General features: G+C 66.1%; 28 protein-coding genes and 1 pseudogene. 9 read left to right on the top strand and 20 right to left on the bottom strand.

The window, feature by feature from the left end; genetic code table 11:
• The first annotated feature begins 316 nt into the window (after positions 1–316).
• Positions 317–1,162, top strand: coding sequence for a class I SAM-dependent methyltransferase (locus tag ACP6CK_RS06035; RefSeq protein ID WP_426957979.1), 846 nt, complete (start codon positions 317–319; stop codon positions 1,160–1,162).
• Between the two features lie 59 nt (positions 1,163–1,221).
• Here ACP6CK_RS06035 and ACP6CK_RS06030 read toward each other — a convergent pair whose 3' ends face one another.
• From ACP6CK_RS06030 to ACP6CK_RS06020, 3 genes are read right to left on the bottom strand one after another with little or no spacing between them, the layout of a single operon-like run.
• Complete coding sequence (locus ACP6CK_RS06030) at positions 1,222–2,496, bottom strand: DUF2254 domain-containing protein (RefSeq protein ID WP_426957978.1); 1,275 nt, start codon at positions 2,494–2,496, stop codon at positions 1,222–1,224.
• Positions 2,493–3,473 (bottom strand): mechanosensitive ion channel family protein, encoded by a 981-nt coding sequence (locus tag ACP6CK_RS06025; protein ID WP_426957977.1) that lies wholly within the window; start codon positions 3,471–3,473, stop codon positions 2,493–2,495. Before ACP6CK_RS06025 ends, ACP6CK_RS06030 begins: the two co-directional genes overlap by 4 nt.
• The gene (locus ACP6CK_RS06020) at positions 3,463–3,900 is read right to left on the bottom strand and encodes a hypothetical protein (RefSeq protein ID WP_426957976.1); all 438 of its coding nucleotides are present in this window, start codon (positions 3,898–3,900) and stop codon (positions 3,463–3,465) included. The genes ACP6CK_RS06025 and ACP6CK_RS06020 overlap by 11 nt, the downstream gene beginning before the upstream one ends.
• A gap of 75 nt (positions 3,901–3,975) precedes the next feature.
• On the opposite strand from ACP6CK_RS06020, the gene ACP6CK_RS06015 reads away from it, so the two are divergent.
• Together ACP6CK_RS06015 and ACP6CK_RS06010 are read left to right on the top strand one after the other, a co-directional pair.
• Complete coding sequence (locus ACP6CK_RS06015) at positions 3,976–4,551, top strand: DUF421 domain-containing protein (protein WP_426957975.1); 576 nt, start codon at positions 3,976–3,978, stop codon at positions 4,549–4,551.
• Between the two features lie 170 nt (positions 4,552–4,721).
• A complete protein-coding gene (locus ACP6CK_RS06010; protein ID WP_426957974.1) occupies positions 4,722–4,961 on the top strand; it encodes a hypothetical protein in 240 nt (79 codons plus the stop codon).
• 109 nt (positions 4,962–5,070) lie between these two features.
• Here ACP6CK_RS06010 and ACP6CK_RS06005 read toward each other — a convergent pair whose 3' ends face one another.
• The 9 genes from ACP6CK_RS06005 to ACP6CK_RS05965 all read right to left on the bottom strand — a co-directional run bounded on the left by ACP6CK_RS06005 (position 5,071) and on the right by ACP6CK_RS05965 (position 10,594).
• Positions 5,071–5,406 (bottom strand): four-helix bundle copper-binding protein, encoded by a 336-nt coding sequence (locus ACP6CK_RS06005; protein ID WP_426957973.1) that lies wholly within the window; start codon positions 5,404–5,406, stop codon positions 5,071–5,073.
• A gap of 304 nt (positions 5,407–5,710) precedes the next feature.
• A complete protein-coding gene (locus ACP6CK_RS06000; RefSeq protein ID WP_426957972.1) occupies positions 5,711–5,950 on the bottom strand; it encodes a hypothetical protein in 240 nt (79 codons plus the stop codon).
• On the bottom strand, positions 5,935–6,216 hold the full coding sequence (locus ACP6CK_RS05995) for a hypothetical protein (RefSeq protein ID WP_426957971.1): 282 nt from the start codon (positions 6,214–6,216) through the stop codon (positions 5,935–5,937). Before ACP6CK_RS05995 ends, ACP6CK_RS06000 begins: the two co-directional genes overlap by 16 nt.
• 56 nt (positions 6,217–6,272) lie before the next feature.
• Positions 6,273–6,494, bottom strand: a complete 222-nt coding sequence (locus ACP6CK_RS05990; RefSeq protein ID WP_426957970.1) for a hypothetical protein — start codon at positions 6,492–6,494, stop codon at positions 6,273–6,275.
• Positions 6,479–6,712, bottom strand: a complete 234-nt coding sequence (locus tag ACP6CK_RS05985) for a hypothetical protein (RefSeq protein WP_426957969.1) — start codon at positions 6,710–6,712, stop codon at positions 6,479–6,481. The genes ACP6CK_RS05990 and ACP6CK_RS05985 overlap by 16 nt, the downstream gene beginning before the upstream one ends.
• Before the next feature lie 8 nt (positions 6,713–6,720).
• Complete coding sequence (locus ACP6CK_RS05980; protein ID WP_426957968.1) at positions 6,721–6,906, bottom strand: hypothetical protein; 186 nt, start codon at positions 6,904–6,906, stop codon at positions 6,721–6,723.
• Between the two features lie 301 nt (positions 6,907–7,207).
• Complete coding sequence (locus tag ACP6CK_RS05975; protein WP_426957967.1) at positions 7,208–8,254, bottom strand: hypothetical protein; 1,047 nt, start codon at positions 8,252–8,254, stop codon at positions 7,208–7,210.
• 74 nt (positions 8,255–8,328) lie between these two features.
• Positions 8,329–8,577, bottom strand: a complete 249-nt coding sequence (locus ACP6CK_RS05970; RefSeq protein ID WP_426957966.1) for a hypothetical protein — start codon at positions 8,575–8,577, stop codon at positions 8,329–8,331.
• A 1,705-nt stretch (positions 8,578–10,282) separates the two neighbouring features.
• The gene (locus ACP6CK_RS05965) at positions 10,283–10,594 is read right to left on the bottom strand and encodes a hypothetical protein (protein ID WP_426957965.1); all 312 of its coding nucleotides are present in this window, start codon (positions 10,592–10,594) and stop codon (positions 10,283–10,285) included.
• Between the two features lie 118 nt (positions 10,595–10,712).
• Here ACP6CK_RS05965 and ACP6CK_RS05960 point away from each other — a divergent pair, with 118 nt between their 5' ends.
• Both ACP6CK_RS05960 and ACP6CK_RS05955 read left to right on the top strand, forming a co-directional pair.
• Positions 10,713–10,865 (top strand): hypothetical protein, encoded by a 153-nt coding sequence (locus ACP6CK_RS05960; RefSeq protein WP_426957964.1) that lies wholly within the window; start codon positions 10,713–10,715, stop codon positions 10,863–10,865.
• Positions 10,862–11,101 (top strand): annotated as a pseudogene (locus tag ACP6CK_RS05955) (N-acetylmuramidase domain-containing protein); the annotation flags it as partial. The gene ACP6CK_RS05960 and the pseudogene ACP6CK_RS05955, both read left to right, overlap by 4 nt.
• 33 nt (positions 11,102–11,134) lie before the next feature.
• On the opposite strand, the gene tnpB reads toward ACP6CK_RS05955, so the two are convergent.
• Together tnpB and tnpA are read right to left on the bottom strand one after the other, a co-directional pair.
• Complete coding sequence (gene tnpB / locus ACP6CK_RS05950; RefSeq protein WP_426957963.1) at positions 11,135–11,629, bottom strand: IS66 family insertion sequence element accessory protein TnpB; 495 nt, start codon at positions 11,627–11,629, stop codon at positions 11,135–11,137.
• Positions 11,626–11,997: an IS66-like element accessory protein TnpA gene (tnpA, locus tag ACP6CK_RS05945; RefSeq protein WP_426957962.1), complete on the bottom strand. Its 372-nt coding sequence runs from the start codon at positions 11,995–11,997 to the stop codon at positions 11,626–11,628. Before tnpA ends, tnpB begins: the two co-directional genes overlap by 4 nt.
• Positions 11,998–12,267: 270 nt before the next feature.
• Here tnpA and ACP6CK_RS05940 point away from each other — a divergent pair, with 270 nt between their 5' ends.
• Complete coding sequence (locus ACP6CK_RS05940; RefSeq protein WP_426957961.1) at positions 12,268–12,987, top strand: PEP-CTERM sorting domain-containing protein; 720 nt, start codon at positions 12,268–12,270, stop codon at positions 12,985–12,987.
• Between the two features lie 135 nt (positions 12,988–13,122).
• A complete protein-coding gene (locus tag ACP6CK_RS05935; protein WP_426957960.1) occupies positions 13,123–13,665 on the top strand; it encodes a hypothetical protein in 543 nt (180 codons plus the stop codon).
• Between the two features lie 72 nt (positions 13,666–13,737).
• On the opposite strand, the gene ACP6CK_RS05930 is transcribed toward ACP6CK_RS05935, so the two are convergent.
• The 3 genes from ACP6CK_RS05930 to ACP6CK_RS05920 form a co-directional block, all read right to left on the bottom strand.
• Positions 13,738–14,972, bottom strand: a protein-coding gene (locus tag ACP6CK_RS05930; RefSeq protein WP_426957959.1) for an IS3 family transposase whose coding sequence is annotated in 2 segments (ribosomal slippage) — positions 13,738–14,624 and positions 14,624–14,972 — 1,236 coding nt in all. Because the reading frame shifts where the segments join, the coding sequence is not laid out codon by codon here.
• A gap of 270 nt (positions 14,973–15,242) precedes the next feature.
• Positions 15,243–17,153, bottom strand: a complete 1,911-nt coding sequence (locus ACP6CK_RS05925) for a calcium-binding protein (protein ID WP_426957958.1) — start codon at positions 17,151–17,153, stop codon at positions 15,243–15,245.
• 503 nt (positions 17,154–17,656) lie between these two features.
• A complete protein-coding gene (locus ACP6CK_RS05920) occupies positions 17,657–19,000 on the bottom strand; it encodes a tyrosine-type recombinase/integrase (protein WP_426957957.1) in 1,344 nt (447 codons plus the stop codon).
• 2,676 nt (positions 19,001–21,676) lie between these two features.
• On the opposite strand from ACP6CK_RS05920, the gene ACP6CK_RS05915 reads away from it, so the two are divergent.
• Positions 21,677–22,279 (top strand): hypothetical protein, encoded by a 603-nt coding sequence (locus tag ACP6CK_RS05915; RefSeq protein WP_426957956.1) that lies wholly within the window; start codon positions 21,677–21,679, stop codon positions 22,277–22,279.
• Positions 22,280–23,008: 729 nt separating this feature from the next.
• On the opposite strand, the gene ACP6CK_RS05910 is transcribed toward ACP6CK_RS05915, so the two are convergent.
• On the bottom strand, positions 23,009–23,191 hold the full coding sequence (locus ACP6CK_RS05910) for a hypothetical protein (protein ID WP_426957955.1): 183 nt from the start codon (positions 23,189–23,191) through the stop codon (positions 23,009–23,011).
• A gap of 312 nt (positions 23,192–23,503) precedes the next feature.
• Positions 23,504–23,833 (bottom strand): hypothetical protein, encoded by a 330-nt coding sequence (locus tag ACP6CK_RS05905; protein WP_426957954.1) that lies wholly within the window; start codon positions 23,831–23,833, stop codon positions 23,504–23,506.
• Positions 23,834–24,129: 296 nt separating this feature from the next.
• On the opposite strand from ACP6CK_RS05905, the gene ACP6CK_RS05900 reads away from it, so the two are divergent.
• Entirely contained in the window at positions 24,130–24,432 is a 303-nt protein-coding gene (locus tag ACP6CK_RS05900) for a hypothetical protein (protein WP_426957953.1), read from the top strand.
• Positions 24,433–24,642: 210 nt separating this feature from the next.
• Here ACP6CK_RS05900 and ACP6CK_RS05895 read toward each other — a convergent pair whose 3' ends face one another.
• On the bottom strand, positions 24,643–24,882 hold the full coding sequence (locus ACP6CK_RS05895) for a phage baseplate assembly protein V (protein WP_426959882.1): 240 nt from the start codon (positions 24,880–24,882) through the stop codon (positions 24,643–24,645).
• Positions 24,883–25,270 lie beyond the last annotated feature (388 nt).

The following is a 25,270-nucleotide window of genomic DNA, read 5'->3' as shown; positions in this document are numbered from 1 at the left end:
TCGCAGTTGGCAGATCGGAGCGCGATTATGGCGAGGCGTGCCAGACGTAGTCTCCAATGGTGGCGTGCACCGATGGGATCGGGTCAATATACCCCGTGATCCGGTGCATCGTAATGAAGACACGGATGAAGAGGCCGGACTGACACAAGGCCGACCTCTCGTGCCGATGTCACACCAGGCCGAGAATTCCGTCGGCGTCGAGCAAGGCTGCTTCGCAGCGTACCACCGTCTTTCCGGTGGCTGCAGAACATAGAGGTTGCAGCTACATCTCTCGATAAAGCTTGAGCGAGCTCTGAATTGCGGGCACGGGCGTACCATGACGCTTGATCACCTTTCCACGCGGAACAGCGACACGGACATTGACCGAATCACCGCTTTTCAGGATGCATCTGACCAAGGCGCTCTGACGCTCTATGACATTCCTGCCCTGTACGATGCCATCGTTCAGCCGGGTCCCTGCGAGGCGTTCTACCTCGACGAAGCCCGCCGCAACGGCGGACCGGTCCTTGAACTGGCTTGCGGTACCGGGCGCCTGACGCTTCCGCTCGCACGAGCCGGTTGCGATGTGGTGGGCCTGGATTCCTCGTCTGCCATGCTGGCCGCCGCGCGACGGAAGGCAGGCGAGGAAAGCCTGTCCATGCACTTCATCGCTGGCGACATGCGCGACTTCGACCTCAGACAGCAGTTTGCCCTCGTGGTGGTCTCCTGCAACTCGCTGGCCCACCTCCTGACCGCGGAGGAGGTCCAAGCTTGCCTGACCTGCGTGCGCCGTCATCTCGCGCCCGGCGGTGTCCTCGCTTTCGACGTCGTGCTCCCAAAGCCCGAGGCCCTGATCCGGCCTGCTGATGGCTGGGTCCGGCTCGACACCGGCCCGAACCCCTCGCCCGCGGTCCGGGCGGAGGAGAGAGCGAGCTATGACCCGGTCGCGCAGATCCGCACATCGAATTGGCGCATCCGCGTCCCCGACGCGGCGGATTGCGTCGTTGCGCCCCTCTCGCTGCGGCAATTCTTCCCGCAGGAGCTTCCGCTCGCCCTCGCCGCTGCCGGCCTCCAGCTCGTTGCCCGCTATGGAGACTTCGCCCGCAACCCGCTTAACGCGGAGAGCCTCAACCAGATCTGCCTCGCATCAGTCGATACACGGAAGTCTGCCCCGCACCTTTAGTGGCATCCTGCGGTGCGCCCCGGGTCCGATCGTCCGTGCTGGCTCCCACACGGGCCCATTCAGGCGTCCCAGGGCAGGCTGGCGTGACGGTCCGTCAGATCGGGGAGTGCTCCAGGGTCTCTCAATCCCTTCCGACCCGCGGCAAGGCCGAGATCGGCATGATGGAGGAGCGCGACGCGGCGGGCCGGGTCGCACTCCACTGATAGGACCGCCGCGAGAACCTCCATCAGACGCACGAGCACAGCGGCCGATTCCGCGCCGTTCTGCCGGATCATGCGGAACATGGCGTCGAGGAGGCCGGCATAGTCGGTGGCGCGACGGAAGAGAACGGCGCGACCGTCCCGTAGGACCGCCGGCCCTGGAAGATGCCGCCCCGCCATGCCGCAGAGCACGTCGCCGAAGCGGTCCAGCACCGCGATGGCGGTGAAGGGATCGTTGATGCCGGGCGAGAGCGCGCGGATAGCCACCTCCGCAAGCTGTCGCACGGCGAACTCCAGGTCCTGTGCCGCCGCTTGGCGAGATCCCACGGCCATGGCGCCCCTTAGCCGCTCCTCGGCGTCCCCGGGAGCCGCCGGGGACAGATCCGCCACGGGCACGCCGGGAAACACGTAGTCCCCCGGTCGGACAAGGAGGACCACAGTCACTCCCGCCTCAGCCGCCCAGTCCGCCAGCCCCGCTTCATCGAGCGCCCGCAGGTAGCCTCCCTCCGCTGCACGGACGGGCTGTCCTTTCAGAGGCGCGGAGCGGGGCTCCGGGTCCGGATGGTCGAGGGTGAGCCGGGCCACAGCTTCCCGCAGGTCCCGGTGGACGAGGTCGATCACCGTCTCGACGTTGATGCCAGACGCGATGTGGTGGACGAACCAGACGAGGGTGGCGACGCAGAGGAGGGCCAGGACGAGGGCGCCGGTGACCGCGAGATGAGGCACAAAGGCGCCCTCGTCGGTCGCGCGCACAGTGCGAAGAACGACGAGGGCGTAGGCAAAGGTGCCGAGAAAGATCCCGAGGGCGGCCTGGTTGCCGGCGTCACGGACGAAGTTGCGCAGTAGCCGCGGTCCCATCTGGCCCGAAGCAAGGGACAGCGCGGCCACGGTGATCGAGAAAGTCGTGCCCGCGACCCCGATAGTCGAACTCGCGACGGCACCGAGGAGAGAGCGGGCTCCCGCCTCGCCCCCGGCATAGACCCAACCGGACCGCAGGAATGCGTCTGACCAGCCTGTCCCCTCAAGCCAGACACCGCCCTGGCCGAGGAGGACACCGGCCAGCACGAGCAGAGCCGGGCGGACCCAGAAGGCATCGCCCAGCGCCTCCAGCCGCTCGCGAAGCGCGGCGTTCACGGCGGGGGTGGCCGGGGCGTACTCCCCTCCTCCGCCCGCCGTTGCTCCGCCTCGTGCCGCGCGGCGAAGCGGGAACGGGGGACCGCGCGGCCCGCGGCGGGCCAGCCCTCGCGCTGGCGGGCACGGTCGCCGTCGGTCTCCTCGGTTTGGTCGTGGAAGAGCAGCTGGGAGGTCGGGAAGGGCAGGTCTATGCCCGCCTCAGTCAGCGCCACCTTCACTGCCTCCACCGCGCCGTCGAGGGCGTCCACCGCCTCGCGCCGCCGGGGCGGGTCGATCCAGAAGCGGGCGACGAGGTCCACCCCGGACTGCCCGAGGCCGGTAACGAGGGCCTCGGGTGGCGGATCGGCCAGCACGCCTCGCGTGCCGCGCAGCGCCCGCTCGATCGTCTCTCGCGCCAGGGCAATGTCGTCGCCGTTGCCGATGGTGAGCGGGAACTGGAGGCGCCGCTTCTCGTAGGCGGTGATGACCTCGATCTGGCTCGTGAAAAGGGAGGCGTTCGGAATGAGGATCCGGCGGTTGTCGTAGGTCCGGAGCACCGTTGCCCGCACCCAGACGTCCTCGACCGTGCCTTCCACGTCGCCCTGGCGGATCTGATCACCGATGCGAAAGGGGCGGGTAAGGAGGATGAGGATCCCGGCGAGGAGGTTCTGCAGCACGTCGCGAAAGGCAAAGCCGATGGCGACGCCGCCGATGCCGAGGAGGTTGAAGAGGTCAGCGGCCGAGACGGAGGGAAAGGCGACGGAGGCTGCGATGAGGAAGGCGAGGAGGATCGTCACGCCCCCTGCGATACGCCCGAGCACCCCCGCTACGTCGGCGGAGGCCTGCCGCAACGCGAGCGCCCGCCGCACCCCGGCCCGCACGCCGCGCGCGATCAGCAGCCCGATGCCGAAGACGAGGAGGCCGATAAGAAGCCCCGGCAGGACCGCCAGAGCCGAGGCGCCGAGGTCCGAGAGCCGGCTCGTCGCCTCAGCGAACACGCGAGGGCTCTCCCAGCGGCACCGCCGCTCGCCCCGGGCCAGGCCGATAGCGAAGCGCGAGGAGGGCGGCAGCGAAGGAGCCAACTGTGTCCATGATTACGTCGATGAGGGTGTCGTCCTTACCCTTGATCACGTTCCCCGGCGCGACCGCGTCGAAGGCCCACTCGGCCACCTCCCAGAGGGCGCCGGCCGCGATGCCGACCGAAGCGATCAGGAGGAGAACCAGCAGGTGATGCCCATCTCTTAGGGCTTTGTGGAAGACGAGGATCGCGAGCCAGAAGGTGAGCGCGAGAATGGTGCCAGCGTGCAGCACCCGATCGAACCACCAGAAGGCGCTGTAAAGGTCGAAGACGTAGCCGGCGATATTCAGCGCGGCCAGGAGGGCTGCGAGCACCCAGGCAAGAAGCCGCCCGTCCGCACTCCGCATCGCCGTCCTCCACACCGCCCTCTACGGGAGGGGGGGCGGGCAAAACCCCCTGAGCAGCAACGGGCGGAGCCCCTGATGGTTCATGCAATCAAGAGTGGTGGAGAGTTGGCCGTGTTCTTCGACAGTTGGTTCGGGCTGCTCCGAGTGGCCGTGGTTGGCACCCTCGCTTACGCTGCCCTCGTCCTTCTCCTGCGTGTCACGGGCAAGCGGACGCTCACGAAGATGAGCGCCTTCGATCTCATCGTGACGGTGGCGCTCGGCTCAACGCTGGCGACCGTGCTCCTGACCAAGGACGTGGTGCTCGCCGAAGGTGTCCTGGCCTTCGCGCTCCTCGCGCTGCTGCAGTACGCCATCACCTGGACATCCGTCCGTTCGGCGGCTGTGCGTCGGCTGGTAAAGGCGGAGCCTCGATTGCTCCTACACCGCGGTGCCTTCCTCGAAGGCGCTATGCGGGCAGAGCGGGTGACGGAGGAGGAAGTGCGCGCCGCCATTCGGGGCGAAGGGATCGGCGACATCAGCGTGATCAGCGCCGTGGTGCTTGAGACGGATGGCTCTCTGTCCGTCATTCCACAGGAGCAGGCTGGCCAGTGGTCCACGCTCACGGACGTGAGCGGCGCTGTCGCGGACAGTGCGGCGGGACCGAAAGCTTGACCGTGAACAGCCCGGATCCAATCGCATCCAACAAAGTGCAGCGGACTGAACTACCGGTTACCGTCCCGCAACACTTCGCGTCAACTAGACACTAGGTTCGAGGTCCAAGGCCCCCCAGGTTAAATTGCGTCAAATTTGTGGCGCGGGAGGAAGTCCGGGAGACCAACCGCATGCATGCCTTGTTCAGCCTTTTGATCCGCTCCACGGCACCCGTCTGGGATCTCATCGCGAAGCGCCCGTGGGCCTCGGCCGGCATCCTTGGCCTGTTGTCCATAATCTGTTTTGCTCTCGGAGTACCGTACCTGCGCGCCATCCTCGGCATGGCAGCCGGTGCTGTTCTCATCTTCAAGTCGGAGCGAGATCAGCGTGCCGAGCGGGCCCGGCAATACGCCCTGCATTCGCCTGCCTAGCAGGCTGCATCTCGAAGCGCCCGGAGGTTCTGGATCTCCGGGCGCAAAGGCGAGCCTCCAGGGTGCTGAAGGTGTTGGCGATTGTAGAACCTTTGGGACGAACTCCCCTTCAAGCGGCCATTTTGTAGCAGGTTGCCGCGCACCGGCGACACGCGTCCACGCAAGTCTCCATCTCGCCTACAGCCAAGCAGCTCGCGGCACAGGCCTCGCAAATTTCGGCACAGGCGCGGCAGGTGATCTTATGCTCGGGGAGGCCGATCAGCATGAAGTGGGCCGATGTCCGGCAGATCTCGGCGCACGCCATCATGAGCCGGAAGTGCTCCGGCTCAACATGCTTGCCGCCCATAGGCAAGCAGTGTTGCGACGCCATGCTGAGGCAGGTCTCGTAGCAGTTCAGGCATGCGTCGATGCACGACTGCATCTCAGGTGAAACGGGATGCTGCATGGTCGCTCCTGCCAAATGGATCACTGATCTGAAGAGCATTTGGCAAAGCCAAACTATCACCTGGGTTAGTGCCCGACCGGAGAATGGGCACTAAGCCCAACTCGCCATGCAAGCTCATCGGACCAGCGGGAGCTACCTCGATATCAGCAGAATGATCCGCCGCCGACGAACTGCTGAGGCCGTCTGCATCCTTGCACTGATTGTCGTGCTTTACAGCGTGCTCTTTTGGGCGGCCTTCATTGCTTTGGGCCGATCGGGTCTTCTGATCCTCTAAACTTCATTACCGGCACCACCACACCCCATCTCACCGCGTGCAATACCGCCGATCCCACTCCTCCGTCGTCTCGCACGGGATCGGCCCGACCAGCACCTTCCCTGTCCATCCTGTCCGGCGCCGGTTCTCCTCGATCGCCGCCATGGTGACAGCCTCCAGATGCTCCTCGCCGTGGTCCCACGCGTCGTGCGGCAGCAGGACGCAGTAGGAGGGCGCAGGCCTCCGCGTGGCCTCGACCTTTTCCAGCCTCGACATCAGGGCGCGGAGCATCGGTGGAACTCCTCGACCATGGCGACGATCTGCGCCTGGCTCGCCGTGTCCGCCCAGGTGTGGATCTGTTTTATCACCTCTGACGCCTGCGCGAGACCGCGCGCCAGCAGCCAGTCCAGATCTTCGTCGGAGATGCCTCGCAGCGTCTCGCCAGCCAGCGGGTCACGGAGATTGCTCGACCGATCAAACGCCTCCAGCACGCTCTCCGGCCATTCCCGCACCGGGGTCTCGCGCCAGGACCACCACCCCTCTCGATGAGGCAGCATGACAGCCTTCGCGTTGCCTCCGTCGAGCTTCTGCAGACGGCGATGCAGGTCCCGGATCACGCGTGCCCAGCCCTCAGCGTGCCGCCATGCCGCGGGGTGACGAACCGGACGAGGAGCACCCGGTCGCCCGCCGGGTGGCGCGCCCGCGCCTCTGCGGCCCAGGCCGGCCACTCGGCCTCTGCCATGCCATCGGGCGGCAGCTCGACGTGGATGGTCTGCCCAGACGCCTGGATAGCACCCTCCAGCCGCTCCAGCCGCGTCATCAGTGTGCGGAGCATGGCGTCCCCTCCTCCCTAGCCGTGACGATCAGCGCCTCCAGCTCCGCGTCCGGCAGCCACGCCACCAAGTCAGCCCCGGGCGGCGGCAACGGTCGGCCGGAATCCTTGCAGATCAGACCAACCAGGGCCTCGTCGGGCCAGCGGTCCAGCGGCACCCCCAGCCAGGCGCGCCAGACCCCGCCGCGGCCCTCCTCCAGCCGAGAGAGGCGAGTGTTCAATCGGGCGATCATCGGTCCCTCGGCTCCAGGAAGCGGAACACCTTCACGCGCACCCCGGCGGGGAGAGCGGCCCGCGCCTCGTCCTCCCATGCCTTGGCTTCGGCAGCGGTCAGCCCAGGCGGCGCGACGATGAGCCGCAGCGGCGGAGGGAGGGTGATGGCCTCCAGCCGGGCCAGCCTCATTCTAAGCCGCATGGTCATCTCCTCGCGGGACACCGGTTCGGATCAGCAGGGGCCGGACTTGGCACGGGAGGTTCGCTAGGCGCTGCGCGGCCCAGGCATCGCGCGCGGTGAGGTCCATCTCCTCGGGGACGACGATGACCTGCACGACCGGTGCCTCCGCGGCCTCAAGCCGGGCTAGGCGGGTAGCGAAATGGGGGCTGCTCACCGACGGGCCCCGTTCCTCTGCTCAGCATCAGCGGCGACCCAAGGCCAGCCCTGGTAGGCAACGTCAGAAAAGGGGGCTGGCCAACGCGTCGCGCTCATCGCAGACCTATCACGCCGCGCTCATCGCCAATCCGGATAGTCTGGCAGCGGCCGTCTTCCCAAGCATCGCAATGCACTTCTCGCGCGGCGTATCGGGGTCCTCCGGGTCAAAGCCCCCGTGGCGCCAATCGGAACTGAACTGGCGCAACAATCCTTGCGGCTGAAGCAGCCCCAGCAGGGCAGGGGAGCTGAGGCGCTGCACCATCTCCGCCGGAATGACGATCTCCCCCTCATGCACGGTTCCCGCCGGTCGGTCGGGCTGCACCACGCCGTCGTCCCCCGCGCCCGTGTAGCCGCCGCGGCGGAACCCGTCTCCGTCGGTGCCGAAGCCACCCGTTGAGGTGTCCCCCAGCCCGACGCCTGCGCTGCCGACTGCCCCTGAGGTCCCGACGCCGCCGCTGTAGGGGTCCGTCGAGAGGTCGGCCGCATAGCCCAGGCCAGCCATCCCGGCGGTCGCGTTCTGCGCGTAACCACCGAAGCCCGACGCGACCGGCTGCCCCATGGGGTCGTGCGTGGTCATGTCGATCGCCGGAGGCCCGAACTGCGCGCGGCCGGCGGTGATGTCACCACGCAACGCCTGCTCCAGCGCGGTGGCAGTCGGGCCGATGTAGCCGAGGGCAATCTCGTTGATCGCCTTCTCCCGCGCGTCCGCGATACTGGTCCCCAGCAGGCCGAAGCTCATGCCGTTGAGGGCGGCGCTGGCGACGGCGGACGGGCCGAGGGTCGGGGCGCCGATGTTGGCCAGCTCCGGGTTTGTCGTGGCCGCCTGGAGACCGACACCCACCGCCCCGCCGAGGATGCTGCCAGGCATCCCGCCCAGCAGTCCGCCGACCCGGCCGGACAGATCGGCCGCGATGTTGGCCGCGGTCGTCGGCGTGAAGCCGCCCAGGCTGTTCGGGCCGCCAATCTGGCCGGGGTTGCTGCCCAACGAGGTGTCGCTCGTCTGCCCGCTGCCGCCGTTCAGCACGCCGTGCGGATCGTAGAAGCCAGGGGTCTCCTGCTGCTTCTGTGGCTGCTGGCGCCGCTGCGAGTAGCCCAAGAGCCCGTTGGAGGGCATCAGGGAGAAGCCGCCCAGCAGTCCACGGGGATACGGGTTCAAGCCGCCCCAGAGTGCACCATTCGATCCGACCATTACTGTGCCCGCCCCGTCTCTGGTATCGCGTGCAGCGGGTAGAGGTATTGCGCCACGAACTGCGACGCCGCCATGCGAGCCTGCGGCTCCGGGTTCCCGAGCGCGACGTTATAGGCTGTCACCGCGTCATGGACGGAGACGTGGCGGTCCAGGTTCTCGATCAGCGCGGCACAGGCCGCAGCGCGCATCTCCGCCCAGCGGCGCAGTGCATCCCGTGCGTTGATCTGCAGCGGATCTGCGGCCTCCATGTGGGGATCTGCAGACTGCGGCGACGATATTCCCGACTGCGGACCCGAAGCTGCCTCCCTCATTCTGGCCAGCCCTTTTAGACCTGCACGAATATAGCCCCATGCCCTTCGTCGCCCTAGCGTGACGACTTCCGCAGAACTCCGCAGCGCCAAATATTTCGTTGCGACGGTGTCGCCTGTTCGCCGACCGGCGGGACCGAACTCCCCGCCATGCAATAGTAGTGTGGAACCGATCGATATCGCTCCGCGCCGCTAGGCCACGCGTCCGGTCGCCTTATGTGCGTCTCCGGGGTGAGATTGGTTCGAGCTGATCTGGCGGTGCCGCTACTTCGGCCGCTCTCGCCAATGTGGCCGGAGATGCCTGGGTGCCCGTAGCCACAGGGCTGCATGTCGGAGCAGGGTCGCCAACCACAGCAAGCGCCGCCTCCCAGGGATGTGGGTCGGTCGACCTTGTGCCGGCCTATGAAACGAATTTGGGACCCTTCCGAAATCGATACAAGCGACCAGGGGTTGATGGCGGGGACGTGAAAGCACTACTGCAGGTAGTGCCGCCGCAAGCACCTTTGACCAACCTGGACCAAAGGGGCGCGCTGCGGGCCGAATTCGGGATCGGCTTAATCAGCGGATAGTTCCATCCATCAACCGACAAACCTTCAGGACCATCCGAGAGCGTGTGAAGCACAGACCAGCACCGAGAGCCGCGTGTCCCATCCACGCCGCCGCAGTCCCTCGACCTTAGCTTCGCCTGCTTCGGTGGGCTCGACACGTTTCCGCACCCGATCGGCACGCCGCTCTACGTAAGACACGCCTGTATTGAGATGAGCACTCCTGCCATCAGAATGCTCCCTGCCACGATCGCGACCAGCTCGGAACGACGCATTTCACGTCTCCGCAGATAGGCAATCCTCTAAGCGAATGGGTATCGGATGGCGATTAGGGGAGGGGCTGGTAGTACGGCGTGCATTCAAGGAAGCGGGAGGTAAGTGTAAGCACGCCCTTTGCTCGCTAAACCCGAGGAAGCACCCATCCGGCGAACCAATCGATAAGCCGCACGATCAGCGTCATAGTCGCTATGCCACCCGCAGCAATTGCAGCGATCTGCACCCTTCGCACCACCGATGCTCGTTTCATCTGGGTCATCCGGCGCTGCGCTTACACGAGTGAACGCAGTCCTGCGTGATACCAACGTTGCGCAGCCTGCACTCAGGGTTTGAATACCCGCGCGCCGCCAAGTAGGCGTCCTCAGATCGAACGCAAGTAGAAGCGATCGGAAGGGCTCATCCAGCCAGTAGGACTGCAAGCGCCGTCGCTACGAGCCCTGCTGCCGCGAGGCCGGCCAGTTCTAGCCAATGCATCGTAATCTCCGGGCCGGCACTGCTTCGGGCAGAGGTCGAGGGCGGTCTGCCTCATCTACGCCGTTCGGGCTTCATACACAACCAGGAGTTGTATCATGGCACCCTGCTGGCGGGGGTGTTCCCGCTCACCATGGAGTGCGGGCCGTCGCTAGTCCGGCACATCGTGGGCGATTAGCTGGCGCACCCGGCCGCCGTCATGGCGCTGGCGCGTGCTGGTGAGACCCCGCCGGAGCACCACGCGGTAGAGCTTTAGCTCCCGGCTCTGCGCAAACGTTGGGCGTAACAGGAGCCAGCGCCGCCGACCGACGCTGATAAGCAGGCCCCGGCGTGGGGGGCGGCCTGACGATCTGCTAGGGCCGGCCTGACTTCAGCGGCATCCAATGGGTTGCCCGCAAGTATTCCGGGTACCCACTGGGCGCAGTTCCACTCGTCTCGAAGAAGTTCACACCGCTGTTGGTAGACCCAACCGCCTCCTTTTCCGGGCCGAACCACAGATCGCTCTCGTTCGGGTAGTCATCATCTCCGTACTGCCCCGCCCAGGTCGGGCCTTTCACCCTGACGTTCTCGTAATACCGCACGCCGGGGCTGGCCGGTGAAGTCCAGTAGGGCGTGTCGCCCGGGAACGTCTCGATCGGCAGCCAGCCCGCAGCCTCGTCACTCATCAGATCCTCCACGCGTCCTCGCACCATTCCACAGCCGCGCCCGGCCGGCACGCCGGGCACCCCTGGCATCCGGAGCACACCCACGAGCGTCAGCGCGCCCGCGCTGTCGGCCGCCGCCGTGCGCGCGGCCACTGTCCTGCGCCCTCTGCCAACCGGCCCCGATGGGCGGCCCCGCCTCGGACCAGACGACTTCCGGCGCGCTGCCGCCCTGTCCGGCGCCACCGAGATCCAGATCAGCGCCGTCGTGCTGACCGAGATCGGCCTGGCCTGATCCTCGGGACCAACTACGCCCGCTGTGGGTTCGCCGACGTCTACTCCTTCGTCGCCGCTCAGCAGGTCAGCGAGTTGGAGCAGCTGAAGACCTTCGTGGCCTTCCTCGGCGGCTCTGGCCTGGCGGACGAGCCGCGCGCCGTCAGCGCCGACCTTGCCACCTGCGCGCGCCTGGCCCGAGGCTACAACGGCGCGGGCTACGCGGTGCACGGCTGCCATATCAAGCTGGCCGCCAACTTCGCCACCCTCGCCGGCGCCAGTGTGCCTCCCTCAATCGCCGGCATGGTCCGCATCGGGCAGGCGGGCGAGGCGGTGCGGCGCGTGCAGAAGGCGCTGAACCTGCAGTCCGGCGGGGCGCCGATCCTGGTGGGCGGCATCTTCGGCCGCAGCACCGAGGTCGCGGTCCAGAAGTTTTAGGCGGCCCGCGACCTGCGGCCTGTAGGTGTGCTGCGGGTTCCGCCAGTCGATCCCGTCCAGCATGTAGGCCAGCTGCGCCGAGGAGATGGACACGGTACCGCCGGTGGTCGCGGGCCACAGAAAGCGCCCCCGTTCCAGACGCTTGGCATAGAGGGACATGCCGAGCCCGTCATGCCAGAGGATCTTGACCAGGTCGCCGCGCCTGCCGCGGAACACGTAGAGGTCACCCGCGTGCGGATCGCGCCCGAGCGCCTCCTGCACCTGCAGCGCCAGCCCGTTCATGCCGCGGCGCATGTCCGTGTGGCCCACCGCCAGCCACACCCGCACACCGGAGGGGACAGGGATCACCGCCGCAAGGCGGCCAGCACGCGCCGCAACGCCGCTGCATCCACCTCCGCACCCACCCGCACGAGGGTGCCGTCCGGCAACGCGATCTCGATCCGTGGATCCACGATCGCCACGGCGGGTGCCGCAGGCCCGGGCGGGACCGGGTCGCTCACCTGCACCGGCAGGAACACCGGCTCGGGGGCACCGGGAACCACCAGGCGCCCCTGCCGCAGCTGACGCCGCCAGTACCAGAGCAGGCCGCGGCTGATGTCGTGCCGCCGCGCCACCTCGGACGTCCGTGCTCCCGGCTGCTCCGTCTCGGCCAGCACGCGCAACTTGTCCTCGTCGCGCCAGCGACGCCGACGCTCCACGCCGGTGATGATCTCCATCCCGCCCCCGTCCTTAGCGTCGCCCTTACGAGCGTCACTAAGGTCAGAAAGCATCATCCCTCACAGAAGGCGGCCCTCGCCGGACGGGTACGACGAACACTGCGGTGCCCTCAGAGCTCGAATCGTCGAGATGATTGACACTTTTCGTATTGATGCTGGCTAACGCTGTCTAAGTGATTGATTGTTAGTCCGTACCGTTCTGGGCACAAGAATTGCCCTCGCACCTTTGGCGGCGGTCCCGCTCAACGAGATCAGAGGAAAAGCGTCTGCATGAACAAGCTGTTTGCACTTGCCGCGATCGCGGCGGTCATCTCATCACCCGTTCTCGCTGCGCCCATCGGGGTCGACGGGACGAACTCGCCGGGAGAGTACGGCGCCCCTCGTGCGACCGTCGCTTTCAACCCTCTCGCTCCAGATAGCAACTTTGCTGCCCCGACGAATGAGAGCAGGTACGTGGCCTACGACATCTATGCGCGTGCTTCTGGCGACTACTACTATGGCTTTTTCCAAGCGCGTCCGGATCTCGGCGGATCTTCGGTAGCGCCTTTCGCCAATGTCTATTTCGACATTGATCCCGCGAACAACAATGGCTCGGATCTTGGCTTTGAAATCGGTTCGAATGGTGTGAACGCTTTCGTGCCTGGTATGTCGGGCTCAGTAATGGCAACTGGGGTGGCGGTTGCGATCGCTGCATCCATGCTTGCAGTCGAGTTTGCGATCCCTGTCGAGTATTTCACCGGGCCTATTGCTGGCCTGAACTACTACCCTGGTCAGGAATTCGTATCGAGCACCAACACTGACGTGGTTCTGCGGCTCTCGCAGAGCTTCGGCTATTCTGTGGCAGGCGGCGCGTCCTACGGTCCTGACCGCCTCGGGCGGGTGACACTCGTAGATGCTACCGCGGTGCCGGAGCCTGCTTCACTGGCGCTGTTTGGTGCTGGCCTGGTTGGTCTGGGTCTGCTTCGCCGCCGCCGGGTGAGCTTGGCCTAGCAGCACCGCCGCCGGCTGGGTCGGGACGCGTCCTGGATCCGGTCGGCGGCGAGTTGGCTCAGCTGTGCATCTTGGCAACGACCGACGTCCGTGCTTCGTTCCGCTCCGGGCAACGCTGCCTTCAGGAACCTCGCCGTGATCCTTCGTCGCGTCGTCTTCGCGGCCGTGTTCGCTGTCGCCTGCACGCCCGCCGCCATGTCGCAGCAGCCTCTCCCGCAGCCGGTACCGTGGACACGAGCAGTGCTGGGAGGTGGGACGGTCGTGTTCCACCAGGATGCCGTCCAGGCTCGGGTGGATGACCCGGTAAGCGGCCGGCTGCTCTCCGCCGACGAACTCCCGACACTGATCGTGGCGTGCGACGCTGCGCAGGCTGCAGCCACGATTGAGTGGCCCACGGATGTCGCACCGGCGCCTTCGCCGGGCACGAGGGCTTTCGTCTTGGTCGATATCGGGTCGTCGTTGCAAACCCTGTCAGCTTCAACTTGGGTCGGCGAGGACAGGCACACCGTGCTGATGACCAATGGTCCCGCTCAGGTGGCGAGTTGGACCCGGCAACTATCACTCGTGGCCAAGGTCACGGGCACGGCGGGCCGACTGGTTGTGGCGAACTTCGACACCCGTGGGTTAGGGGACGCTCTGCGTTCTGAAGGCGCTGCTTGCGCTCATCTGCTGCGCTAGTTTAGCGCGGTCACGACCGTATCGTCCCATCGCTCGATACTCGCCCGGAGGCCCGTGCTGGAGTGCTCCCCATCAAACCGGACAGGTGACTGGGGTGGACGATTGGTGGGCAATGAACTCACGGGGTGAGAGCATGCGCAAGCCGGAGTGGGGATGGGCGGCGTTGTAATCCTCGAACCAAGCAGGGAGCTGCTGGAGGACGGTGATGGCGTCGGGCCTTGGGTTCACCCGGGCGTAGTCGCGCTTGAGGGTCTTCACGAACGCCTCACAGACGCCGTTGCTCTCGGGGCTGCGGGGCGGAGTAAAGCAGGCGACGAGATCCAGGGCGGCGGCGAAGTCGACGGTGTCCTTGGCCGTGTAGGGCGAGCCGTTGTCGGCCAGCCACTGGACGGGATGGGGTGCACGGACATTGCCGAACCGGCCCTCGACGCAGGCCAGCATCATGTCGCGTATCATCTCGCCGCTGATGCCCCCACCCGCCGTGGCAACCCAGGCCATGACCTCGCGGTCGTGAGTGTCGATGGCGAACGCGACATGGACCACCTCACCGTTCCAGCAGGAGATGGCCAGGCCGTCGGACGCCCAGCGCTGGTTCGACGCTGGGGCGACAACCTTGCCCTCGTGCGCCCGGATGGCGCGCCTTGCGGTGCTGGGCTGTAGCGTGAGCGAGGCACGCCGCATAAGGCGCAGGACGCGCTTGCGGTTGACCGGCGGCTCTCCACCGGCCCGCCTTGCCCGGTTCAGCAGGGCGGCGACGCGCCGGTAACCGTAGGTGGGCCGGGCATCGGTGACGGCGCGGATCTCGGCCAGGAGCGCATCGTCGCCCTCGCGCTGATAGGGGCCGCGGCGGCGTCCAGGCCCCTTCAGCTGCTCGACCAGGTTGGATCGGGCAACGCCCAGGGTGTCGGCCACCGCCTTCACCGGGAACCGGCCGGAGGAGGCGACGGCAGCCGCAAGCCGGGCTTTTTCCCCCGGGCAGCGTCCAACGCTTCCCGCAGGATCTCGGCCTCCATGGTCTTGCGCCCGAGCAGGCGCTCCAGGTCGCGGACCTTGGCCTCGAGCTCGCGAACACGGTTTGCGGCCACCACGTCGTCGTCCGCCCGCACCGCCTCCAGGCCCCCCTCGGCCATGCGACGCCTCCACCCGAACAGCAGGCTGGGGGAGACGCCGTGGAGCCGGGCAACGGCCGAGACCGTCATGCCCGGCTGGGTCGTCTCCTCCACCAGCCGGACCTTCTCGGCGGCACTGTATCGCCTGCGGCGCTCGCGGCCGGTGATGATTTCGACGCGCTCAACGGGATTGGACATAGCCGTATGTCTAGGCTCAGGCCTAGGCCCTCAGGTTACGCCACCTGTCCGGTCGAAATGGGGGGCGCTCCACGTGCCATACTCGCGGCCGTCGAATTCGCCGGTGCCGTAACCTACATGACCGGAGCGCGCCACCACGGTGGAGCGCGAGTTGGGGTGGTGCTGATCAGCGGAGGCGCGGCGTAGGTTCTCGCCAGCGGCCGCCCCGCAGGGAAACTGGGGCGGCCTCTTCTACATCCGCAGCAGCACCAGCCCGCCGGCCCGATCCGGCTAGACCGGTGCGAAGATCGAGAGGTCGCTCGCGGCGAGGGCAGGTGCCCCCGTAAGTGCCGCGATTTGGATCCGCGCCCCCGAGCCCGTGCCATCGCCATCGAAGAAGAGCTGGCCGGTCGCGGTGTTGTAGACGAAGCGGTCGTCGGCATCGCCCGCCAGCCCCGTTCCGTTGGCCAGGAATTGCTCCGGGGCGAGGACACCTGGCGGGAGGCCACCAGCGCCATTCGTCATCACCAGGAGCCGGTCGGTCCCACTCACGAAGTCGTTGACCACGTCGCGATCGGCGGCGGCGATGCTCAGCATGAAGGTGTCCGCCCCGGCCCCGCCAACTAGGACGTCGACGCCGTCGCCTCCGTTGAGCGTATCGGCGCCCAGGCCGCCGACGAGCACGTCACCGCCCCCGCCTCCGTTCAGCGAATCGCCGCCGGATGCGCCATAGAGCTGGTTGGCCAGATCATTCCCGGCCAGCGTCAGTCCTGCCGAGCCCGCGACGGCCCGGACCATCTCCACTTCCTCGCCCGCCGCCAGGGCGAAGCTTGCGGCGGCATAGACGACATCGAAGCCGCCCCCCAACGTTTCGTGCACGGCATCGAGCCCGTCCACGTAGAAGACATCGTCTCCTGCACCGCCCGTCAGGTCGTCCGCCCCGCCATTGCCGGTCAGGATGTCTGCGCCACCACCGCCGTTCAGCGTGTCGTTTCCGGCATCGCCGTAGATCCGGTTGACCAACTCGTTGCCGGTCAGCGCCGCGCCCGTAGAGCCAGATAAGACGCGGAGAGCCTCGACCTCCTCGCCTGCGCCCAGCGTGAAGCCGAAGGCCGCGTAGACCGTGTCGAAGCCGCCACCCGCAGCCTCATGCACCAAATCGAGTGCGTCCACGTAGAAGACGTCGTTGCCGGACCCACCGGTCAGGTCGTCGGCGCCGTCTCGCCCGATCAGAACGTCGCTCCCATCTCCACCATCCAGCGTGTCGTCGCCCGACGCGCCATAGATTTCGTTAGCTAGCTCATTGCCCGTCAGCGTAACGCCGGACACTCCCGCCTGGGCCCGGAATTGTTCAATCTCCAGCCCATCCGCAAGCGTGAAGTTGCCGGATGCGAAGACGACATCGTAGCCACCACCGGTACTCTCGACCACTTGGTCGGCCGCGTCGTCCACGTAGTAGAAATCGTCGCCGGATCCGCCTTCCATAACGTCGGCGCCGACACCTCCGTTCAAGACGTTCGCGTTGCTGTCGCCGGTCAGAACGTCGTTGAAATCTGACCCGATCAGGTTCTCGATGCCCGAAAGGGTGTCGCCCTGCGCGTCACCGAACTCGCTCAACCCCAGGGCAAGGTTGACACTGACGCGACTGGCCGATGCGGCGTAGGAAGCAGTGTCCGTGCCGTCGCCGCCAACTAGGCTGTCCGACCCGGCACCACCAGTCAGAGTGTCGTCCCCTAGGAATCCGTACAGTACATCGTTGCCGCCACCACCACTGAACTCATCCCCATAATTGAACCCGATGAACGTCTCGCCGACAGCGGTTCCGTTAGATGACCCTGACGCTAGTACGGGTTGCGCAGTCACAAGTAGCGCATACGAGCCAGTATCATCGTCGAGCTCACCCGCATCTACGAAGTACGTGCCGGTGTACGTCGCCGTGTAGACGATCCCCGAATCTAGTCCATGAAAGTCGTCGTTTGATCGTAACCCGGCGCCATTCTGGTCGCGAAGGAAGAGATATGCGTCCGAAATCGAGCCTGCCCCTGACGCGGAGCCGAGTTCAAGGAAAGTGTAACTCTGCCCGGCTGTGAGTTCGATCCGATACCAGTCTCGGTCGCCGGAAGTCTCAAGCGCGCCGAAGGTCAGAGTGTCGAGTTGCAACGCTGCCAAGGTCGAGACATTGGCGGGAATCGTGTCGCTCATATTCAACCTTGGGTTGCTGCTCCCAAGCGACTACGGCAGGGCAGGCCATTCTGTCAACAAGAACGCTACAATGTTCCGTAAGCGGCCGGAGGCTTAACCGGCTTCATCGCAGCGTTTGAGCCGCGATCTCTGGACCGCTGCCAAACGCGTGCAACCCGCGGTGTTCTCACCCTTTGCCTAGCGACGCGTCGGGAATGCAGAGCGTCAGATCGGACTTTGGAGGGCTAACTTTTGCTCGCGAGGTGCCGAACGGCGAGCACGGCAGCGCGCGAGATGAACTGGAAGCAGCCCCACAGTGCAAGCGAGGTGGCCATGATCTCAGGTCAGCGGCCTCAGACTGCGGCACGGAACGAGCGAGCCGAGCTTTCCCGGTTACGCCGCTGCCCGACCTGCCCGACCGACCAAAGGAAGGTCGGACAGCAAAAAAGGCCTATAGAATAAGGCTTGTCCGACCTGTCCGACCTGTCCGACCGAAAATGACAGGGGTGGACTGAAAATGAAGATCAGCGTCGCCCCGTGAAGGACACCACCGCTGACACCGTGTCTGGCCGGCCCTTGATGGCGGCGGTCAGCAGCTCGTCCCAGCGTCGCATAGCAGCCTCCTGCTCCGGCACTCGCCGGGCCTGCTGATAAACACCCAGGACGCCGCCGCGGGTCGCCGCTTGTCGATGGTTGAGCATGGCGTCGGCGACAGCCTCTGCGACGCCGTGTTCTGCGAGAACGGTGACGAAGGACCGGCGGAAATCGTGCCAGCGCCAACCGGATAGGCCCGCCGCCTTGTCCAGGCCGGTCTTGATATCGCTGAACGTCGAAATTGCTCTTCCGGCTCTCGGGGAGGGGAACACGAGCCCGGCCGCCGGGCAGCCTGCCGCAGCGTGGCGCTCCTTCAAGATGTCCAGGGCTAAGGAGGGGAGGGGGAGGCGGTGGGGGTCGCCGGTCTTCGTCAACTTGCCCGGCAGATTCCAGATACCGGCCGTGACGTTGAGGTGTGCCCAGTCGAGCGAGGCCGCTTCACCGCGCCGGCAGGGGACTGCGATCAGGAAGCGGGCGAAGTCGCGGTGGACCGGCCCGAACCCGGATCCCTCAGCGTCAGCTTCAGCCTTGCCTGCCGCATGCCAAAGCTGAGCCAACTGGATGACGGACAGATGGTGCGAGCGAGCGTCGACTGTACGCGGCCGCCGGCTCTTAGGGACCGTGAGGCACGGGTTAAGCGGGATAAGTTCCTCATCTTGACACCAGTCCAGGAACCGGGAGACCGCACCGAACCTCTGCCGCGCCGTTGCTGGCCGCTTTGCCTCTGCCGTGAGGAGCGCGCGCAGTTCTCTCCCTCCAATGGCGGACACGGAAAGTTTGCCGACCTTCATCGTCGTCACGGCAGCCCGAAGGTTGGCGATCTCGTCCGAGATGAACCCGGGTCTCAGCGAGCCCTTACCGCGAAGCTTTGGACGTAGGGGAAGCGCCTCCGCATAGTCGTCGACAAGTTGTTCGACGATGGCGGCGCGGTCCCGTGCGGCCTTCTCGATCGCGGTCCGTCGGTTGCTGGAGGGATCACCGCCGGCTTTGGCGTCTCCCTTCACCTTTCCGGCTGCTGCCCGTGCTTGCTCAGGCGAGTGTGTGGCGGGCGTGCCGACGACAAGTTCCCGCATCGCTGGGCGACGTCCCGTCTTCGGGTCCATTCCCCGCGGGCGCCAGGAAATCGCCCAAGCCATACCCGTCGGATTCACAACCAGAGCAAGACCTCGACATTCGGTGTCCCGGATCGTCAACCGTAGGTCTGGTCGTCGACGGCGCCAGGCAGCGTCAATCGTCGCCTTGGTGATCCGGGCCGTCTCCGATACGCGCTCCATGCCGCGATGCTCCTGCCCGGACACGAATCAGCGGGCCCGCTCTGCCCGGACACTACCCGGACATTCGCTGCGGAAACAAGCGAGAAGAAGCGGAGGTATGCGGAGGTCAGTTTACCCATTCTAGGCGCGAATTCTCTGCGCTTGCGTGAGCATGCGGAAAGTGGCGGAACATTGCGGAACATGCGACGCGGTGTCTCTTAATCAGCGGGTCCACGGTTCGAGCCCGTGAGCGCCCACCACCCCTACCCCTTGGCTCGTTGACGTCTGGGCTGAGCAGTGTTTGCTCGACGCGGTCTGCGGCCCCCGTCACTCGATCATCCGCAGTCCCGAAACCGAACACAGACCACTCTGGCCGGTGATTCTGGCCACCATACGGTTTCCCTTGGAGCTCGGCGGCGTAGAGCCTTTCGAAGCCACGCGCGGCGGGGGCAGACTGTTGATCAAGACAGCCGCTGAGACACGACATACACCAGCAACACCCGAACCAAGCTGCCGAAGAACGCTGCAGCGAACAGGTGGCAGGATATATGTGTCGCCCCTCGCCTAAGCGGCCCCGCCACCATTCCCTGTTTGCCCGGAGTGGCCGTCTTCCAGGCTTGAAGCGGGTGAGATGGCGGGATGCGATACCCCGACCCAACGGTCGCGAAACCCTTGCCACCAACGCGTCCTCGACTTGGCGATGAACGAGGAAAATCAAGGAAAAAATCCATTCATCAGTTGAAGAACATTCCACAGGTTCGGGGTTCACCCTCGTGAGACCCAAGATGTGCACCTTCTTCCGATGGCTCATGTCGGGATTGAAGAACTGTCCACCTGGGCTTGAGTGGCACACCGGACAGGCAGCAACGTTCGGCCGTCCCGAGAACCCGGGAGCAGATGTCGTCCTGTGTTATCGCACCAGAGCAGTTTCTCGCGAGCACCACTGGTTTGGCGAGGGATGCAGACGATAGCTGCTTCCACAACACCGCGAGCGGGGTCCTGTCCTTCGACAAGACGGCGACGGTGCGGGGTCCGACGTCCTGATCGCGACGCTCACAGGACCGCCGACGTTCATCACAGGCCACATCCTTGTTTCGGCAGAGCGTGACCTGCTAGTCCCGCCGCACCGGGAATGTCCGGCCGCTGCTGCTTCGGGTGCCGCGCCGGTCGCCACCACCACGGCCGTCTCTCGCCGACGACGAGTTCGAGAACATCGGCGACTTGCCTCGTGCCCGCAGTTTGGCAGCGATTCGGTCCCCAAGAGCAGTTGCGGTGCCTGTGTCGGACCGTTGCGCAGACAAATGCGGCTGGGCTGAGCGATACAGGCTAAGCTAGGCCAGCCGCCGCCCCCGCTGCCCTGCTACTTCGGGGGTGCGGTTAGGCCGGGGACCGGGTGTCAGGGAACCCACCCCGGCCGACAGGAACATGTCGACAGAGTGCGAGCCACCCACGGCTATCGCTGTACATCATCCGAAGCAGAATGACTGGCGTTCTATGAGACAAAACACGACTTCTATGCAACTGAGGATTGTGTTAGCGCCCCGGGATGCCCAAGCGCCGGTATCTGCTCACGGTCCTCATCATTGTCACCGCCATGTCGCTTGCAGCCCTGGTGTTAGTCGGAACTTGGATGTGGCACCGCGGGACGATCGCCTCGGAGTTGGCCTCTCCCCCCACTGGCTGTTGCTAAGTGGCCGATGCGACCCAGCGGGCAGAATGGATCAGCTCGGCCGCGAAACTTGCCTGCCGTCCTCCTCGGTGGGCCTCAAGCTCGCCTGATCTTCATGGGGCGGAGCTGATGCGCCCCGTCCCATCTTGTCGATCGTCTTCTTTCGGCCTGGCACGCAGCCCCCGCTTCGTATTGACAAGACCTTTTTTCATCCCAAGTGATCGAGCCGTGGCAGCAGGCGGAAAGAAGAGCTTCTGCATGCGGCTCACTGCGCCGTCGCGGCGACGCAGAGCAATCCATCCGCATCACACCGGGCCGCGTACAGCGATCAGCCGGTCTTCTTAGGATCACTCATGGTCCCTTGTTCCGGGAGCTGCAGCGTCATTTCGAAGTGCTTGCTCCGGCGATAACCCCTTAGGATCAGCGCAGCAAAGGCGGCCCTTCCGGCAGGTTCTTAGCCCCTGCTTTTTGGTGCCGGACGCTTCGTTGCGGCCGCCGAGCGTTGAACAATGCCGGGCGTCGCGTTCCATCTCGTTCACCCAGAAGGAATTACCCTTCCAGAATAACGCGGGTCTCGCAGGCGAACCGGCCCGACCGTCGGCGTGGGCTGCCCATGCCAGCTAGAGCATCCGAGATCGTCCCGTACGCAATGATCTGCATGTCAGAGACATTTATTTCTTGCAGGCCGATGAAACGATCGGTGCCGCGTGTCGCGCCTCCATGCACCGCCATACCAAGCGGGTCGTTGATGTCCGCCGGCGCGGGTCGACGTACAGCAGTCTCATGAGTGGCCGCTCTTCCGCCAGCAGCGGCAATCGGCCGAACGATGCCACACTCGATCTGCATCTTGTGCGACGAGCCCATCAATCGCTGGTAAATGCCCGGCCCGGTGCCGAGCCGTAAGGACCACGGCCCGCTCCCTCCGGCGACCACTTGCAGACGGCCCTCTCCCGATCGTGCTCGCGGTGCACCTTCGCGCCCGCGCCGCGCCGGACCACAAATCCCGCCACAAAATCCGGAGAGATCGCGTGATCCGCTTCCTGGCCAGCACGACCGCCCTCGTCCTCGTTACCCTGCCTGCCCTGGCTCAGCCCACGAACCTCCAACCCACCCGCGATGTCACGGTCACCTACCGAATGAGCGGCATGCCGGGTGTAGCGCCGCGGGAGATGCGGATGGCTTTCTCGCCGAGCACAGGCAAGCAGCGCGTTGATCCGGGTGGCGGCGTGGGCTGGATGCTGATCGACCGCCGGGCCAACACCGCCGTGATGGTGATGGACGCCCAGCGCGCCACCATGGCAATGCCGCCCGCAACGGTCGCCGCGATGACCCAGTCGGTCCCGCCCGGCGCCACCTTCACCCGGCGTGGGGGCGGAACCGTGGCGGGCAACACCTGCACTGAATGGGAGATGACCGCCGGCGGGGCCCGCGGCACCAGCTGCATCACCGACGACGGCGTGCTGCTGCGAGCCGTCACCACCGGGCCGAACGGCGCCGCGGTGACCATGGAGGCCACGCAGGTCGCTTATGGCCCGATCGATGCGGCGCAGCTGACCGTCCCCCAGGGCTACACGGTGATGCCGACACCGGGCGGCCTTTCCGGCGCTCCCGGAGCGGCTCCGGCTCGCTGACCTCCCACGGCCGGCGCGGTGACGCCGGCCGTCCACGTCGGGGGCTCCCCGAACTTCCCCCTTCGACATCCAGCGTTGCCGAGCGGCTTACCCATGGAACGGCGGAACTGTGGGCCACGTCAGCACCGGGTCATCTTGGCGCCGAGCGTCACCTCTCCGGTCTTCCTACCGGCTTGAGCCGTCTTGTCCGGATCACTTTACCCATCGGCTCAGCCCCACGGAGAGGGACCCTTGGCCATGCCTGATGAGGAGTCGACCGGCGCCTCTAATCGAATCGTCCTGTCCCGCGCCGAACGGGATCTCGAGGCCGCACGGCGCGACGCGGGGCCACTGTAGCCTGATCCTCGACCTTGTGAGAACCGCTTCGGGCTGATGGTTCGCGGCTTTCGCGTCCGCGATCTGTCACCCCGTCTTGCAGCAGGAGCCAGATCCAGGCGGTGCCGGATACGGCCGGCGGCCCCGCGAGTGCCACCGTGGCAGCCGGTGCACCGCACCGGATGCAGTGCAGCGCCGGCACCACCTCACCCCAGGTGAGGCCCGCAGGGATCGACGGAACCAAGTCCGCGACGAGGCGGCGTTGCCGGGCACAGCCCTGCCCACACCGCACGACAAGCTCCCACCCGGTGGCCGGGTCCGCGTATTTTTCGACTTGCCGAGCCAAGGCTCCCCGGCCCCGGCGCACCGGTTCGGGGTCGTCGCTCATCACCGAATGGCATTCCGGAGCGCCCATCACGAGAGCGTGGTCGTGCTGCGCTTCGCGGGTGGAACGCCACGGGTTTCTGCCAGGGCGCGTAGGTGAGCCAGGGCCAGGCGCCGCCCCTCGCGGTCCAAGCCATTCCACAGCGCGAGCAACTCGTCGCGTGCGGGCTTGGCCCGCATGGGCTCCGGTCGGGTCGGGAGAAGGGTCAGCATCGGCGGTACCCCTGAATCGGGTTCGCAAGCACCATAGCGCACCGAACAAAATAAGAACAGAATAAGTGCGGCCAAGCCCCGACTTGCGATCTCTCTCGCATTTTCCAGCGATGAAGTCGTCCGCCGCTACCCTCTCCGTAGAGGAGAGCGAGGTGATCCAGTCTCTCAGTTTCGCGCGGCCGGTGCCGCGCCACAACGGCCTCGTCGTCATGGCTGGCCACCGCTTCGGAGGGGGAACAGCGCCGGCCTCTCTGCTCGCCCGCGTGAGCCGGATCCTGCAGGCCGGCCGTGACCGGCGCGCCGGCTTCGTTCCTACTCCGGCGGGGACATCAGGTCAGCATCGGGGATCAAGGTGCTCCCGGCTGCCGCTGGTGCCCAGTCGAGAGAGGGAGCAGACCGCGCCCTCACATCGGGCTCGGCCAGCAATCTCAGGACATTGACGGTCCGGTCCTCCGGGGAGGGAAGAGACCAGCGGCTGACCACATCCATGCGGCTGTAGAGCTTGGCCAGCAGTTCGGTCAGCAACTCATCGGCCAGATCGAGCCTCCGGGCCTGCGCATAATCCGAGATGGCCTGGATGGCTCCGACGGCCCGAACGAGGCGTTCGTTCGTGGTCGACTCGTCCCCGCCAGATGTCAGCATCGAGCGATCCTCTCTGCAATTTTGGCGCACCGGCCGCGATCGACACCGTTTTGTCGTTCGAATTCTCAATTCTGGTCTTCAGTTACTACCCTAGAACGAACGCGAGAGACGATTTCAACCTGGGTGCGAATCTGCGGAAGGCACTAGCCCACTAAGTGCAAGCGGTATCGGCTTTTCAGACAATTCAACAGCCGGTGAGGGAGGACGAAATCCTTAGTTATCTAAGGGCAACCGTTTGAGACCCGACTAGACTACAGGCTTGCAGACCTACCTCTCGCCCAGAGAAAACGCGGTGCATGGTGAACGCTGGACCTCTCGACCCGCCGCCCCTCAGCGACGCCGACCTTCGAGCCTTGGTGCGTGCGGCGTTGGAAACGCTGCTCAGTCGGCGCTCGTCAGCAGGTGATCGCTTCGGGATGCTGCGCGACCTGCGACTGGAGCTCGGCCAAGCCTTCGTTCACGCCACCCACCAGGGCGTCGAAGGCGTCGCGTTCCGGGCACGCCTGAACGCGATCTGTGATGCGGAGATCGCCCGCCTGGAGGAGACCATCACGGCGGGTTCGCAGCATCTGCCGGGCGTCAGGCGCGAAACGCGATAGGCGAGATGCGTCCCGAGCCGGCGATGGTGGGCACGCCTCCTCGCGAGCCCTGACTCCGGAGAGCACGCATTCACCCCCGCCCCTGGTTCGGCAACAAAGCCATCCCGGTCTCAACCGGCGCACGCGGCGTCAGCATCGCCGGCGCACAGACCCCGGCTGGGCCGACCTGATCGCAGCGGTGCCGACCGTGATCGGACGCCCAGCGCCGCGCTACGCCATCACGCCCATCCACACCGGCCGGCTCGGGTCGCCTCCCTCGAACATGACCCAGGCCGCCGCGCCGATCTGGGGGGTAGGGGGCTGGCGTCCGGCCTGTGGCGGGCGGCAAGGAAGTGCCCACTGGCCTCCTCCGCCCGATACCGAGGGGACGGACACCTGAACCCGGCCTTGGGACAGTGGGTCGGCGTTGTTGACGACCGAGGCGCGGTAAAGGCCGTTGAACGAGCCCATCGCTGAGATCCCTGGATCCATGCACGGGCAGCTTAGACGGCATCGCATCGGGATGCGGGCCTTTTTGTTGCGGTGGCCGACGTCCGCCGGTTCCGGCGACGCGAAGGCCAGCGTCCAGCCGCACCGTCCTTTTCCTCCGCGCTCGTCGAGATCCAATCCCGGCGAATTCCGAGGAAGTCCGCCCCACCGGGACGGCGCCACACCGCCCATTCGCCTGCCCACGAAGCGAACAGGCCAGGGCCGGGCAAACAACGCCCGCCCCCGCCCAGCTTGGTCCGCTTGGCGTGCGTCCAAACCTCGGCTCCCTTGTCAACGGCCAACACGGACGCCGATAGAGGCACACCCTTCGGAATAGCCCAGCCTCCGTGACGCCGCGGCGCTGCAACGG

It is taken from the genome of Muricoccus radiodurans, from assembly GCF_050154705.1.
Classification (GTDB): domain Bacteria; phylum Pseudomonadota; class Alphaproteobacteria; order Acetobacterales; family Acetobacteraceae; genus Roseomonas; species Roseomonas radiodurans.
This window is presented reverse-complemented; position numbering and strand designations above follow the sequence as displayed.

Coding starts and splice junctions, on each gene's coding strand:
- ACP6CK_RS05895 (WP_426959882.1), bottom strand. CDS start 24,882: ATGGGCTCGTTCAACGGCCTTTACCGCGCCTCGGTCGTCAACAACGCC.
- ACP6CK_RS05970 (WP_426957966.1), bottom strand. CDS start 8,577: ATGGAGGCCGCAGATCCGCTGCAGATCAACGCACGGGATGCACTGCGC.
- ACP6CK_RS05925 (WP_426957958.1), bottom strand. CDS start 17,153: ATGAGCGACACGATTCCCGCCAATGTCTCGACCTTGGCAGCGTTGCAA.
- ACP6CK_RS06005 (WP_426957973.1), bottom strand. CDS start 5,406: ATGCAGCATCCCGTTTCACCTGAGATGCAGTCGTGCATCGACGCATGC.
- ACP6CK_RS05940 (WP_426957961.1), top strand. CDS start 12,268: ATGAACAAGCTGTTTGCACTTGCCGCGATCGCGGCGGTCATCTCATCA.
- ACP6CK_RS06035 (WP_426957979.1), top strand. CDS start 317: ATGACGCTTGATCACCTTTCCACGCGGAACAGCGACACGGACATTGAC.
- ACP6CK_RS05920 (WP_426957957.1), bottom strand. CDS start 19,000: ATGGAGCGCGTATCGGAGACGGCCCGGATCACCAAGGCGACGATTGAC.
- ACP6CK_RS05905 (WP_426957954.1), bottom strand. CDS start 23,833: ATGCTGACATCTGGCGGGGACGAGTCGACCACGAACGAACGCCTCGTT.
- ACP6CK_RS06020 (WP_426957976.1), bottom strand. CDS start 3,900: ATGCGGAGTGCGGACGGGCGGCTTCTTGCCTGGGTGCTCGCAGCCCTC.
- ACP6CK_RS05965 (WP_426957965.1), bottom strand. CDS start 10,594: ATGAGTGACGAGGCTGCGGGCTGGCTGCCGATCGAGACGTTCCCGGGC.
- ACP6CK_RS05900 (WP_426957953.1), top strand. CDS start 24,130: ATGGTGAACGCTGGACCTCTCGACCCGCCGCCCCTCAGCGACGCCGAC.
- ACP6CK_RS05980 (WP_426957968.1), bottom strand. CDS start 6,906: ATGCGGCTTAGAATGAGGCTGGCCCGGCTGGAGGCCATCACCCTCCCT.
- ACP6CK_RS06010 (WP_426957974.1), top strand. CDS start 4,722: ATGCATGCCTTGTTCAGCCTTTTGATCCGCTCCACGGCACCCGTCTGG.
- tnpA (WP_426957962.1), bottom strand. CDS start 11,997: ATGGAGATCATCACCGGCGTGGAGCGTCGGCGTCGCTGGCGCGACGAG.
- ACP6CK_RS06015 (WP_426957975.1), top strand. CDS start 3,976: ATGGTTCATGCAATCAAGAGTGGTGGAGAGTTGGCCGTGTTCTTCGAC.
- ACP6CK_RS05975 (WP_426957967.1), bottom strand. CDS start 8,254: ATGCCCTCCAACGGGCTCTTGGGCTACTCGCAGCGGCGCCAGCAGCCA.
- ACP6CK_RS05910 (WP_426957955.1), bottom strand. CDS start 23,191: ATGCTGACCCTTCTCCCGACCCGACCGGAGCCCATGCGGGCCAAGCCC.
- ACP6CK_RS06000 (WP_426957972.1), bottom strand. CDS start 5,950: ATGCTCCGCGCCCTGATGTCGAGGCTGGAAAAGGTCGAGGCCACGCGG.
- ACP6CK_RS05995 (WP_426957971.1), bottom strand. CDS start 6,216: ATGCTGCCTCATCGAGAGGGGTGGTGGTCCTGGCGCGAGACCCCGGTG.
- ACP6CK_RS05990 (WP_426957970.1), bottom strand. CDS start 6,494: ATGCTCCGCACACTGATGACGCGGCTGGAGCGGCTGGAGGGTGCTATC.